This is a genomic window from Ectobacillus panaciterrae DSM 19096 (assembly GCF_000430785.1).
Taxonomy (GTDB): Bacteria; Bacillota; Bacilli; order Bacillales; family Bacillaceae_G; genus Ectobacillus; species Ectobacillus panaciterrae.
This window is the reverse complement of record NZ_KE387249.1, coordinates 92,167-105,761: the sequence shown is the minus strand read 5'-3', so window position 1 is coordinate 105,761 and position 13,595 is coordinate 92,167. Positions and strand designations below refer to the sequence as shown.

General features: G+C 37.0%; 13 protein-coding genes, 1 other RNA gene and 1 pseudogene. 13 read left to right on the top strand and 2 right to left on the bottom strand.

Going from position 1 to position 13,595, the window contains the following annotated elements:
- An RNA gene (gene rnpB / locus H540_RS32715) (RNase P RNA component class B) lies at positions 1-324 on the top strand; the annotation flags it as partial.
- 556 nt (positions 325-880) lie between these two features.
- A complete protein-coding gene (locus H540_RS0125985) occupies positions 881-1,669 on the top strand; it encodes a hypothetical protein (RefSeq protein WP_028403061.1) in 789 nt (262 codons plus the stop codon).
- A gap of 125 nt (positions 1,670-1,794) precedes the next feature.
- Here the strand turns inward: H540_RS0125985 and H540_RS0125980 are convergent, their stop codons facing one another.
- Positions 1,795-1,992, bottom strand: a complete 198-nt coding sequence (locus H540_RS0125980; protein ID WP_028403060.1) for an IDEAL domain-containing protein — start codon at positions 1,990-1,992, stop codon at positions 1,795-1,797.
- Between the two features lie 365 nt (positions 1,993-2,357).
- On the opposite strand from H540_RS0125980, the gene H540_RS0125975 reads away from it, so the two are divergent.
- The 10 genes and pseudogenes from H540_RS0125975 (at position 2,358) to H540_RS35760 (ending at position 11,324) form a co-directional block, all read left to right on the top strand.
- Positions 2,358-2,972: a nitroreductase family protein gene (locus tag H540_RS0125975; protein WP_211241934.1), complete on the top strand. Its 615-nt coding sequence runs from the start codon at positions 2,358-2,360 to the stop codon at positions 2,970-2,972.
- A 456-nt stretch (positions 2,973-3,428) separates the two neighbouring features.
- A complete protein-coding gene (locus H540_RS0125970; RefSeq protein ID WP_028403058.1) occupies positions 3,429-4,073 on the top strand; it encodes a cupin domain-containing protein in 645 nt (214 codons plus the stop codon).
- Positions 4,074-4,425: 352 nt separating this feature from the next.
- Entirely contained in the window at positions 4,426-5,352 is a 927-nt protein-coding gene (locus H540_RS0125960; RefSeq protein ID WP_028403057.1) for an alpha/beta hydrolase, read from the top strand.
- Positions 5,353-6,276: 924 nt separating this feature from the next.
- On the top strand, positions 6,277-6,834 hold the full coding sequence (locus H540_RS0125950) for an RNA polymerase sigma factor (RefSeq protein ID WP_245592358.1): 558 nt from the start codon (positions 6,277-6,279) through the stop codon (positions 6,832-6,834).
- Positions 6,827-7,333: an anti-sigma factor family protein gene (locus H540_RS0125945; RefSeq protein ID WP_028403054.1), complete on the top strand. Its 507-nt coding sequence runs from the start codon at positions 6,827-6,829 to the stop codon at positions 7,331-7,333. Before H540_RS0125950 ends, H540_RS0125945 begins: the two co-directional genes overlap by 8 nt.
- A gap of 13 nt (positions 7,334-7,346) precedes the next feature.
- Entirely contained in the window at positions 7,347-8,201 is an 855-nt protein-coding gene (locus tag H540_RS0125940; protein ID WP_028403053.1) for a hypothetical protein, read from the top strand.
- 191 nt (positions 8,202-8,392) lie between these two features.
- Positions 8,393-9,673, top strand: coding sequence for a VTT domain-containing protein (locus H540_RS0125935; protein WP_034671950.1), 1,281 nt, complete (start codon positions 8,393-8,395; stop codon positions 9,671-9,673).
- Between the two features lie 166 nt (positions 9,674-9,839).
- A pseudogene (locus H540_RS33665) lies at positions 9,840-9,970 on the top strand (undecaprenyl phosphate transporter UptA); the annotation flags it as partial.
- A gap of 64 nt (positions 9,971-10,034) precedes the next feature.
- A complete protein-coding gene (locus tag H540_RS0125925) occupies positions 10,035-10,637 on the top strand; it encodes an undecaprenyl-diphosphatase (protein WP_028403051.1) in 603 nt (200 codons plus the stop codon).
- Between the two features lie 411 nt (positions 10,638-11,048).
- Entirely contained in the window at positions 11,049-11,324 is a 276-nt protein-coding gene (locus tag H540_RS35760; RefSeq protein ID WP_028403050.1) for a hypothetical protein, read from the top strand.
- Between the two features lie 153 nt (positions 11,325-11,477).
- On the opposite strand, the gene H540_RS0125915 is transcribed toward H540_RS35760, so the two are convergent.
- Positions 11,478-12,137: a PspA/IM30 family protein gene (locus H540_RS0125915; protein WP_028403049.1), complete on the bottom strand. Its 660-nt coding sequence runs from the start codon at positions 12,135-12,137 to the stop codon at positions 11,478-11,480.
- 387 nt (positions 12,138-12,524) lie between these two features.
- Here H540_RS0125915 and H540_RS0125910 point away from each other — a divergent pair, with 387 nt between their 5' ends.
- Positions 12,525-13,538, top strand: a complete 1,014-nt coding sequence (locus H540_RS0125910) for a LacI family DNA-binding transcriptional regulator (RefSeq protein WP_028403048.1) — start codon at positions 12,525-12,527, stop codon at positions 13,536-13,538.
- Positions 13,539-13,595: the final 57 nt, after the last annotated feature.

Genomic DNA, 13,595 nt, shown 5'->3' with positions numbered 1-13,595 from the left:
GTAGTGTTCGTGCCTAGCGAAAAAATAAGCTAGGGCAGTTCGGCTTTTAGCTGGGCTGACGGCGGGAAAAAACGCCTAAGTCTATGGATATGGCTGAGTATCCCTGAAAGTGCCACAGTGACGAAGCTTTGTTGGAAATAGCAAAGATGGAACGCGGTAAACCCCACGAGCGAGAAACCCAAACTATGGTAGGGGAGCTGTCTTGAAGGAATCAAACGGAGAGACGGACGGTTATATTCATTTTAACCGTAGATAGATGATTGCCACCGGAGTACGAGAGTAAAATCATTTGTAGTACGAAGGTACAAAACATGGCTTATTGAACGTTATTGGAACAGGCTCGTTACATGCTTATTAATGGTTATCTTATATAGTCCGTAATGGTGGGCAATAATACTTATACAATTGGAAAGAATATGAGACGTTTAATTCCAATAATTAATACTAAAATGATATAGATATAGCTAAATTGACTAATTTACTGTTTAAAATCAACTAGCGATAATCTGGGTTATACCAAAAGAATCCCTTCAGTTCCGAAACTGAAGGGAATTTTTTGGTATAAATTGGGCAAGAATACCCCCACTTCAAGCGTGTGAATGGTGTAATGTAACGGTAAGTGGGGGAGGTTCATAAGCTCTCTTAGATAAGTTGAATGCTCATAGTTACAAATTATGTTAATCGCAAGGCCGTTCAAACATTGAAACGATATAAAATTTCACGTAATGTATAAATTTAATATATAATTAATGTACTAAAAAGCAATTACTAATTGAATTTAAATATAACTTAGGCTAATATTTTATTTTTCTGAAAATTAAATTTAATGATATGATAGAAAAAGAAAGGGCTACTATTATCTAGTAAAGGAGAATGGATAATGAGTACTAATGAGGAAAAGAAAGAAATAAGGAAAGCAGTTTTGCTTCATGACAACACTGAAATTGTTCTCACCATCTTGGATATGAAAGATGGAAGCTATGAAGTAAAGGGATCTGGTATACGTGTTATGGCTGTATTAAAACAAGGGAAAGATGGAATAGAACAGCTTCACCTATCAGGAAGAGGAGCTAAAAAATATAAAGAAGAAATCTTACATGCACTTTATACAGAAGCTGGAGAACAAGTAGAGAAACAGCAAGAACTTGGAAATGTATCGTTTATCATTACTGAGAATGATTTATGTGGTTATGATATCAAGGCACCTGGTGTACAAGTTGTAGCAAGGATTAAGGGTGGTAATACAAACAATGATTTTGGCTGGGAAGGATACGAACTATCTGGCCGTGGAGCAGAAAAGTATAAAAAAGACATTTTAGATGCCATAGAAGAATACAGAATAGAACATGATCTACATCCTTTATATGTTCTTCCTCCTAATCGGGAAGTGAAGGTGGGAGAGGTTGTTCGTGTCATTGCTAATATGTACATCTCTAAACAAAAGGATGGAAAACGGGATATTATAAAAGAGAAGGATACATACGTGGGTGCTATGGCCAGAGTTACTAATGTACAACATTCTCTTCAGTATGGAACTCAATATTCCTTAAAATTTTTAGACCCTATATTAGAAGAAAGATATATAATGGAAGGAAGTCACATGTTTTATCGAAAAGAAATTGTCTTGATAGAAGAATCGATTATTCAAGAAAAAATGAGATTAGCATAAACAAAATATGAATGTAGATTTTCCCTAATTAAATAGAAAGGGAAGAAGTAAAAACACTTCTCCCCTTTCCTGTTATGGTTTTATCCATTTTATCTTAAAATCATACTGATAGACATACATTGGTTTTAAGAAATATTTTTTAATTCCTCAGTTAATCGTAAGAATTCTTCCTTGTTACGATTTCGTAGCGAACGGTCGATTTCCTTTTGGATTTGTTTTTTTCGGAAATCATGAAGGGCTTTGTCTAACACCATTTCAGCAAATACAGAATCCATGATGTTTACTTCAGATTGTCGTGGTTTACTAAGGAAATACTTTTTCATAGGAAATCAACTCCTTGACCTTTTTTCTATTATACTAAAATTTTCTGATTATTCAACATTTATTTATGTGTGTAAATATTGGCAAAAGAAAATTAAAGGTTCTGGTGCAAATATAATTCGTTAGAACCATAGAATAGCAATATCCTATAAAATGTAAGAAGAGGGTTCTGGTGCAAAAAAACTATCAAACTTGGACATACTTTTCGCCTCTCTATAGCTCTTCTAAAGTATTTGCACCAGAACCCAAAAAACAATTTCAACTTTCAACTAATGAAGAAGGATAATAATTTAAAAATTTTGAATATTAATCCCTGATGTGATATCATGATAAATGCAATTAATCTTATAGGAAAAGGGTGTATATGATGAGTCTGATTGTTAATCCTACTGAACAACTCACAAGTGAGGTTAAAGAGCATCGTAAAGCCGAACATTCTGTAAATCCCTTGTTTTTAAATCGTTGGTCGCCTCGTGCGTATGACGATCGGAAAGTCTCTGATGAAGATTTGTATAGTATCCTTGAAGCGGCACACTGGGCTCCTTCATCCTTCAATGATCAGCCCTGGCGCTTCATTGTGGCGAAAACAGAAGGGCAACTGGAGACCTTTCATGAATTCTTGCATCCCTTCAATCGAGCTTGGGCAGAAAAAGCTCCTGTTCTTGTTCTAGTGGCATCAAACAAAAAAAGAGATAACGGCGATCAAAACGGTGCACATGCATTTGATGCCGGAACAGCATGGGGTTACTTAGCCATTCAAGCTACCTTACTTGGACTCAGCACACATGCAATCGGGGGATTCGATAAAGATAAAGCCCGCAGCTTGCTGAATGTTCCAGATGATTTTGATCTTCATGCAGTAATTGCTGTTGGCTATCGCGGTGAAAAAGAAACCCTCGATGCGAATTTGCAAGAACGGGAGAATCCTAGCACTAGAAAATCGTTAGAAGAAGTTGTTTTTGAAGGAAGAATAAATTTGTAAACTGAAATATATTTTGCGATATAACCTTATCAAAAGACAAAAAGAATCATTAACCCTTACGAAGTAATAGCTTAAAATAGTACACTTAGACAATACCTAAACAACCTGCCTCCTGCACTCTACAGGAAGCAGGTTGTTTAATTTCTATAGAAGAAACCCGTATACTACGACAATGACGTTATATCTCCTTGTTTATGACCAGCTACCTTCGAGCGGTTATTTTTTAACTTGAATTATAATATCTAAAGACTTTTTTAAAATTCATCGTGATATATGGATACGCGCCTATACATGGGACATTTTATCATCATAACATGAATTCAGATTGGGCGTTTTGAGACATAAGTTCAAAACAGCAAAAGGGATTCACATTTGAACTACTCCCCGCTTAGCTACGCTTGAAGTGGGGGATTCTCAGCTGAAAATGATAAAATTACATGAAAGAAGGGAAACATGATGTCTAAATCTGGATACGTTACTGATAATACTAATATTAAAAAAAGTTCAGGAACACCAAATCTTTTTTTTGACTCGCGAAACAGTGTTCTTTTCAAGAGGAACGATGAAAATATTGCTTACCAGGTAACCTCAACACAGTTACCAGCGATGATAGGAGGAGCTTTTGTGGATCTCTTTCTTACCAAAGGCCACATGAGGGAACCGCATTGGCATCCCAATGCTTGGGAACTAGATGTCGTAGTTTCTGGAGAAGTAATCACCTCTATTCTCGATCCAGACACGCAACAGTTGCACCATTACCGAGCAAAATCCGGTCAAGTGGTCTTTATACCTATGGCTTGGTGGCATTGGATTACGCCTGTTTCGGAAGAAGCACATGTCCATCTCTTCTTCAATAATGATCAATTCGAATCGGCAGAAGGATCCGACATGCTGCGGCTGACTCCTCCAGAAGTGTTCCAAATGGCTTATAATGTTGATGCTAAACAGTTAGCCGAAGTACTAGCCCCGATAACTGAATCTGTGGTGATTGGACCGCCAAACTCTGGTTCATATCAACCTAAAACAAAGGACAATTATCAAGACAATCGTTATGACCGACCGATAACTATATCAATTGGAGGGAAAAAACAAATACTTTAGTCGGTGTCCAAGGAACTGCCGATAACCTAAGTTATGTTGCTTTTGAGCATCTGGGCTGAGCGGTATAAAGGTATGGAAAATGTATATGAAATAATTGTAAAGTCCTCCGAGATTCCTGAATCTAAGAGGATTTTTTCTCTCTAAATTATAATCATATTGAAACAGGAATTTTGAAAACACAGATTTTAGAACTTATACTGTATCCTTTCTTACCATTCTTGTAAGAAAGGATTTTCTATCTATAATGTAGAAGAGGAAATATAGAAAAGATGAATATTTGTTCAATTTTTGAAAATTTTTTTATATTTGTATTAGAATTCATTGTATTTAAAAAGGATCGTGAGATGATAAAATGACAAGAATAAATTTTACCTTCATGAATCAAGACAATATACCAATAAACGTTCAAAAATGGATTCCTGAAACAGACATAAAAGGAGTCGTTCAAATTGCTCATGGTATGAGTGAAAGAGCTATTAGATACGATTATTTTGCAAGAGCATTAATGAAAGAAGGATTTGTAGTGTATGCTAATGACCATAGAGGGCATGGTGAGTCAGCCGCTTCTATAGATGAATTAGGATATATAAGTGATAATGACGGTTTCCATGATATGGTGGAGGACATGAAACAGCTAACAGATATTATTAAGGAAGAAAATCTTAATAAAAAAGTAATATTATTCGGGCATAGTATGGGTTCTTTTTTAGCTCAAAGATATATTCAGCTGTATGGTAATGAGCTATCTGGCGTTATTTTGTCTGGAACAAATGGTAAACAAAAGCCAATTGTAAACTTTGGAATCACACTCACGAAACTGATGATAGCTTTTAAGGGAAGAAAGACAGACGGAACATTAGTAGACAAGCTGGCTTTTGGTAGCTACAATAACAGATTTAAACCAAATTCTACTAAGTTTGATTGGTTATCTAGGGATAAAGAACAAGTACAAAAATATATAGATGACCCATATTGTGGCAACGTTTTTCCGGTATCTTTTTTCCACGATTTATTTATTGGGACAAAAGTTATTCATAAAAAAGAGAATTTAGAAAAGATTCCAAAGGACTTGCCTATTTATATTTTTGCTGGCGATAGTGATCCTGTTGGCAATTATGGCAGAGGTATTGTTGATCTGGATAATACATATAAAAGTTTCAATATCAATAATGTTACTTACAAGCTATATGCTGGCGGCAGGCATGAGATGCTTAACGAAATAAATAGAGACGAGGTTATTTTAGACACAATAAATTGGCTAAAAAATATTTGCCCCTAAGGCAAGGGTATGAAAGCATTTTTCACTAAATGCTAGAGTAGGCACGGTAACAAATTTATCATAAATTGGGCGAGAATACCCCCACTTCAAGGAGCGGAAGCGAGTAAGTGGGGAGGTTCATGATTACGAACCAGTATAGAAATGAAACCATAATTGTATAAGCTAATCAATCTGAGTAGAGGATGGCGACGGTTATCCATGCCTTGTCCCAACGCCGTATCCATATAGCTATGGGTATTAAGAGGATTTTGTGAAGAGGGAAGTTTGAGGATTTATAAAAAGTTTAAAAACTATTGTATGAAGGGGCACCACCTATTAGAACAGGTGGTGTTTTTTTCTGTCTACGTAATAACGATAAGTTTAATCAGTGCCAGTGATACAACTGGCTACAATGTCTATATAAAGAAAAACAAAGTAACAATGGCAGCACTGGTTTGCTATTCATTTTATTTTCTGTATAATGTAAGGTTTCTTGAACAACAGTTTCTTTACTGCTTAGAACAATAGAAGTTCCCTTTTTATCGAAGAACATAGAATTTTCTCTTTCTTGACCCGGAACAGGCTTGTATAAAATAGTGGGAATTTTGTTCCATTATAGTAAGAATTATAATTATGCTAGAAAGACAACACTTTATAGCAAAAAGTTCATCATGTATGATAAGTATTTATATAATTCTCATTTTCTAAGCAAAACGAGAATTATGTACGGAATGTGTCTTACACAGGTTAGATAATGAATGTGCCTCATACAGCGGAGTTATACTGAAAACAGGTCTTTGTGGAAGGGAATAAGATGATTTAGCAGTTCATTGTAGAGGACTCTTATTTTGTATCATGAATGAACTATTTCACGTTACATAGCGTCTTTTTAAAAAGAGAGATTGTTACCTGATTTTGAGTATGAGGCAGGAGGGACTGAAAGATGTGGACCAGGAATTGCACCAGGAATTGCACCAGTTAATTTTACAAGCTAAAAAGGGAAATGAAGAAGCATTTGCACAACTGGTCACAAGGTTTAAAGGACATGTATTTCGTCATGCCTATGCCATGGTCAATGATAAGATGGAGGCTGAAGATATTGCACAAGAAGCATTTCTAAAGGCTTATATATCTTTGTCGAAGTTGGAAAATGAATATGCATTTGTTTCTTGGCTGACAAGAATTGTCGCAAATTTGTGTTACGATAGGCTTAAAAAGTTACAAAAAGAGATGCAATATCAAACAGAAAAAGAAGAACAGGAACTATTTGTAAGCGGAAGTTCCAATATCGAGCGATCACAAGTGCGGCTAACGATACAGGAAGCATTGCAAACGCTGTCTGTTGAGCATAAAGCAGCTATCGTCTTACGAGATATCCAAGGCTATTCTTATGATGAAATTGCGGAGATTTTACATATTCCGGTTGGGACAGTAAAGTCTCGTATCAGTACAGCAAGGGCGGCTTTAAGGAGAGAACTTTCTAGGGGTGAGGAGTATGCATGATGATATGAAAGAGCTTTTATCAGCCTATTCGGATGATGAAGTGAGCCCAGTTGAACGAAGGGATGTAGAGGCTCACATCCAGATATGCAGAGAATGCAAAAAGGAGTTGGAGGAACTGCTGTGGCTAAAACAGGAAATGGAAATCGCATATCCTTTAAGCATGGAGCCGGATTTTCAGTTTGAACAGTCTGTGATGGACAAAGTCCGGAAATATAATCAACAAAAACAAGCGATACCTAAAAGAAGATTTGCAGTTGCCGGTCTTTTTGCTGTACTGCTCTTCTCTGTATTACTTCTGCAGACAGGTCAGGTTATGTACATGGCCATGAAATTTACATTTGCATTTGTAAAGATCGGAATCAGTCTTGCGCATGCTTTTGGATCCATTCTTTCTTCCGTTCCGTATGTTGTGGAAGTAATGGTACCCACGGTCATTATTATTCTTATTTTTTCAGGATGGTCCATCCGTCGCTTATTGATAACAAAAACAGCCGGGTAAGGAGTTGCGGAACATGAAGATATTTCGAATGACGCTTAGTTTTCTTTCGGTTCTCTTTTTAACATTGACGTTCCATCATCCAGTGCTTGCTGCCGGAAACAGTATCGTGCATTACAAAGAAACTGTTATACCGGAGAATCAGAAAGTAGAAAGTGTGCTTGTTTTGGGGAACGATGCCGTAATCGATGGTACTGTTCAAACAGCTGTCATTGTAATCAATGGAAATTTACAGATTCACCGTACAGCCGACATTAAAGGGCCCGTCCTTGTAATCGGCGGAAGAGTCGAGCAGGAAAAAGGAGCGAAAATTGGAGAGCATATTCTTTCTTTTTATTTAAATGATCCGACACAGAACAGCCTTATATTGGGAGGGGCTCTGTTTCTTGGAATGTGGTTCATTCGGCTTATAGGAAGTATTTTGCTAATCATTATGACAGTGTTGACCGGAATGGTAGTGAGAAATAAGCTGGATTATGTAAAGGAGCATATGAATCAGCAATTTGGCAGATTGTTAGTCACTGGAGCTATAACAAGCTTCGCTCTTTTAGCTCTTTGTGTCTTGCTGTTTATTAGCATTATAGGGATACCAGTTGTTATTCTTTTCGTTCTTGGTGTTCTCTGTTCTTTTTTAATAGGAATGAGCTTGCTTAGTAAGGAAATCGGTAAGCAATTGAAAGTGATGGACGGAAGAGCGGAGTGGCTCGTGTTGACCGTAGGGGCTTTTACTCTTACTGCCTTCATGAATATTCCTTTAATCGGTATGCTTGTTATACTTTTGATTATCTGGCTGTCACTCGGATTTACAGCTAAGTGGCTGCTTGAGAAGTGGATGTCTAGAAAGAAAGCAAAAACTCTTAACGAAGGTTAAGAGTTTTTATTTTGCATAATATTCCAATGAACTTTTACGTACATATCATGTCCCTTTAACTGAGTGGTAAAGAAGAAATTGCTGTAAACAATACTATGACTGTGAGAGAGAAGCGATCTGCTAAAGAGTATAAATGACTTTTTAGAGCGAGGTACGATTATCTTAATCATTATTACTAAGGGGTAGACATTATGATTCACTTAGTTATGACTTACATTGATCAATATGGGTATTTTCTTTTATTTTTTGGGCTTATGCTTGAGTTGATTGCCGTTCCATTCCCTGTAGAATTTCTTATGAGTTATTCCGGTTTTTTAGTGTACCAGGGACATCTCAATTGGATGGGCAGCATTCTTCTAGCCGGGGCTGGAAGTTCAATAGGGGTGACAATAACATATTGGATTGGATATAGATTGGGAAATCCTTTTTTTGAAAAATACGGTCATCGTATTTTATTAAGTCCTGATAAGCTGAAGAAAACGTCAGATTGGTTTAATAAGCAGGGCAATAAAGTTCTTATTGTCACTTATTTCATTCCAGGCGTCAGACATATCACAGGTTATTTTTCCGGAATTACAAAAGTGTCGTTTCGAACTTATGCTATGTATGCCTATACGGGTGCTTTTATTTGGACGGGGACCTTTATTTCTCTCGGTAAAGCATTAGGGCCGCACTGGGAACAATTCCACGGTGCTGTTAAAAAGTACCTCATTCTGCTCGGGTGCTTGCTTAGCGTTATCATATTGACTCTGTATCTATTTAGAAGATATAAAGCTCAACTAAAAGAAGTGACAATGACCACAACACAAAAGGCTGTAGAAATATTTCATACTCGGAGAAGAACGTCACTATTTATCATAACTGTAGGGATCTGTACCCTTGGATTGATCATGCTTATGGCGGGAGTTATTGAGGATTTTCTGAACAATGAATTCCACGCTTTCGACCAAGGTGTAATTTCAATTGTATTAGTGCTATTTGATACACATTGGACTACCACGATGAAGGCGTTCTTTTTGGCAGGTTCGGGAAAAGTGCTGGCAGGATTCGTTTTCCTTACCGGATTATGGATTGTTTGGAGAGGAGAAGACAAAAAACTGGAAGTATTGTTTTTATTATTGCTGGTTTGCTTAGGGAAATTGTATGAAGAAAGCTTGCGCCGGTTATTTCATCAACTGAATCCTTCATATTCGGGCTCATTGTTGTACTCGTTTCCGAATGAACAAACATTTATGATCATTGTAATATTGGGTTATTTTGTGTTCATGCTTGTACGTCATACAAGAAGGATTGGGATTCATACATTTGCTGTGTTCGTGACTCTTGGACTGTTATTCTTCATTTTCATCAGCTATGTATTCTTCCGGATGCAGCCGCCTAGCGATATTGCTTCCGGTTATGTATTTGGAGGAGCATGGCTTGCAGTAAACATTCTTTTACTGGAGATTTTCCGTATTATAAGAAGTGTTTAAATAGAAACGTAAAACCTTGCATGTAAGGATAAGATACATCGTACATGAAAAATCTTAGCTCAAAAACGATATTTAAGATTTTTTATTTTTGTTGAACTTTTTTGATTTAGAGGCAGTCTATTTACATGTATAGAAACAAAGAGGAAGTATATGAGCTGGTTTACTCATGTTGATGAATTTAGGATATTCAGGCATTGTCTTGGACTGATGGTAGAAGTGATTCCAAGTGAGCTTGTGCTGTCGTATGCAGGGTACCTAGTTTCGCAAGGGGAAGTCAACTTCTTCGGAGCATCATTATCTATCTCATTGTTATGACTATAAAAAGAAATAAGCAGCACCATGCTTAAAGGAGAGGAAACGTATGAACTACGCAGTATTTCAATGGATTAATGGATGGGCGGGAAATTCGCCTTTTCTTGATAAAGTAATGATAGGCATTACCGACAGTGCTCCATATGTTGCTGTAGCATTTATGCTGTTATTATGGTTCAGCAACGCAAATAGGGAAAAGGCAATTGCCAAACAGTATACAGTCTTTTATACACTTCTATCTACTGCGCTGGCATTATTCTCGAACGCCGTTATCCATCTCGTTTATTATCACCCACGTCCATTTATCACGCATCATGTACACAAATTGGTAGCCCATGCCGCTGATTCTTCATTTGTAAGCGATCATGCGGTATTAGTATTTGCGATAGCATTTACGATGCTGCTACGGGGAGATCGGTGGAAGAATATTGCATTCATTTGGGCTGTTATTGTTGGAATTTCACGTATATATGTCGGTGTCCATTATCCGGCAGATGTAATAGGGGCAGCTGCTCTTTCATGGGGGACAAGCTTCTTAGTCATCCGGCTTTCAGTCAAAATAGAGCCTTTGGCACAAATTGTGTTCCGTATCTATTACAAGCTAACAAAACGAGTTCCTGTGTTATCTAAGTACAGCCACACAGTACGATGAACGAGTGTGTTCATTGCCAGATGCATGTGTTGCTTCGGAATACAAATGGATAGTAGTTTTTCTGTACAACTAACTACCGATAGATCGATTATATTATGGCAACAGTTCTAGTTAGAACTAATATTTAACTACCTATAACCTAGGATATGTAAAGAAGCCTGTTTATTTGAACAGGTTTCTTTTGCTTGTGTTAAATAAAAAATGTCTGTAAATATTGTATTGATTTCCGCGAACGTTCAAAAATATCTACTTTTATAAATCATTCTTTTAAAATGCACAATTTCGGGTTCTAAACAATATTTTTTGAATTTTTATAATTTTATGTAAAATTGTTTTGATTTTTGTTAATATTATGTTAAGGATTTGTAAATTTGTCTTTTGTTGCAATTTTGAAGGAAGGTGTGGGTTGAAATGAGAATAGAGACATATTGTGGTAAGTTACACTTTGCTATACTTGATTTTACATTTTGTTTGCTTAACGAAATAACGAAAAAAATTCAAGAAAGAAACCTCTTTTATGAGAACCAAATTCTCAATTATGCTCGTAAGAAACTTGACAACTTCTTTCAAACTTTATGTTTAGAGCCAGCACTAATCAATACTTATAAAAATGAGACTTGGAATACTATTACTTTTAAACTAAAGCAAGTTGTTAAAGAGAAACAGATATTTCAATGTTTAGGATAATCCCAAAAGGTGTTGGTGCAAAATGTGAGAATTTTTTATGTTGTATATACAGCAGTATCACATGCACATAATGCAAAAGGCCCTCTCATTCCGGGGGACAGGAATGAGAGGGCCTTTCTTGCTAGTGTATATCCATTTATATGAACACGGGAATTATTTGTTTGCTTTTAATTGCTCTAGTTCTTTTTGTACTTCTTCCTGTAAGTTGTTATCAAGAGCTTGTGCCTTAGAGGCATAACTGATTTGGTAAAAGTAGTTGCTGGCAGCAGCTTCAGCTTCTAGCTTCTGAATATATGATTCTACACGCGCAAAGCCTTTCACAGCATTTTCTGTATGGAAAGAAGCAAGCGCAGCATTGCTCTGTTTCATTGCCCGAGCCGCATTTAGTCTGGAAACAAGCACAAGCTTTTTATATTGCAATTCTTGATATTTTTCCTGCAGCTTGTCGATCTGTTCATACAGTGCTGCTGTCTGTTGTTTTGTCATTTCATAATTCTCTCGATACATTTCTAGCTTCTTCTCGTTGGTGATTTTGTCTTGTAAAGCCAAATGAGCCATGTTATCCTCGTCACGAGACAGCGCAAGCTCAGCTTGACGTGTTCTCTTTGCAATGATATCCTCTGTTTCTGCAATAAGTGCCTCATATTTCTTTTCTAAGAATAGCTGCTGAGACAGTGCATGCTGAGCTTTTGCGACCTGTTCTTCTGTGTCTCTTAAGTATTGCTTTAACATGCTCACCGGGTTCTCCAGCTTGTCCAATGTTTCATGTACATCTGCCGTTACGATATTTTTAATTCGTTTTAAAATACCCATCGTTTATTTCTCCTCCTGCCCAAGAATTATATTTTCAATATGGTCGGGTTAAGCGGAAAGGAATAAGCATAAAGCTCTCTTTTCATTTGAGTTTAGAGGTTCGGTTGTTCGGGAGGGGGCTTTATCACCTCGCAATGTCTTAGTGATTCTTAGTGTAAAGAAGGGAGGTTGGAATGAGATGAAAGAAAGATGGTGATAGAATGAAAAATATATAAGAAACTTTTCATCTTGAAGAAAAAATAAAACGTCTTGAGAGGCGTTTTGTTCATAGATAGAGCAAGAAATGAATGGCTCTATGTTTCTAGTGAATATTTTTGCGCCAAAGCTGAATTGTTAACATTCACTTAACAAATCGCATTTATACTAGAAAAGAGATGAGGTGATAAGATGACTGTTACGATTAAGGATATTGCAAAGTTTGCGGGTGTTTCAAAATCCACTGTTTCTAGAGTAATTTCTGGAAAAGGATATATTAGTGAGGATGCTAAAAGAAAGGTAATGGAGGCTATTGAAGAATTGCAGTACCATCCGAATGCGGTTGCAAGGGCTATGGTTTCACAACGGACGAACAACATTGGCGTTATTATATACCGCCAGCATCATCCGATTGCTTCGCATCCCTTTTACGGGAAAATTCTGGATGCTATTCTCATGAGTGCAGCACGTTTAAACTACTCTGTGTTTGTGACAACAGATAAGGAATTGTCGTTAATATCTGCCGACTATATGTTGGAAAAAAGGGTAGACGGGCTAATTTTAATCAGTCGGCTTAGTCAAGAGGTCATCGGTTATATTGATAAATTTAACATTCCTTATATTATAGTAAACGGAACGATAGAAAAGGATGATGTGATTCAGATTGTTAACCAGGATAAAAAAGGAGGGAAAATGGTTGCCGATCATTTATACCAACAAGGTCATAGATGTATCTCCGTGATTGCTGGTCCGCAGGAACATCGGAGCCATCATTTGCGGCTGCAGGGGTTTTTAGAACGCATGCATGAGTTGGGCTGCTATATTTGCCAGGAAGATATATATTATTCTCCTACTTCTACCTTTGAAGATGGGCATAAAGGTTTATACATCATCTGGGAACGTTTCTGTATCAAGAAACCGACAGCTATTTTCGCTACAAACGATATGTTAGCTTTAGGGGGGATGCAGGCGCTTTTGGAAAAAAGCTTGAGAATACCGGAGGATGTGGCTGTATCAGGATTCGATAACATTGATTATTCCAAAATGTTTCATCCTCCGCTAACAACGGTGCATGTTGATAAAATGAGAATGGGTGAGGATGCTGTTTTGTTGCTCGATGACTTGATAAAAAAAGAGCAAGTGACTCCGAAGCGAATTGAATACGAGCCTCAAATGATCGTGCGGAAATCTACAAAGGGAGAATGAAGATGAGAGGATGCGTATTAAGCGTCATTTTGGACTGTTTAGTTCTGTGCGCATCTC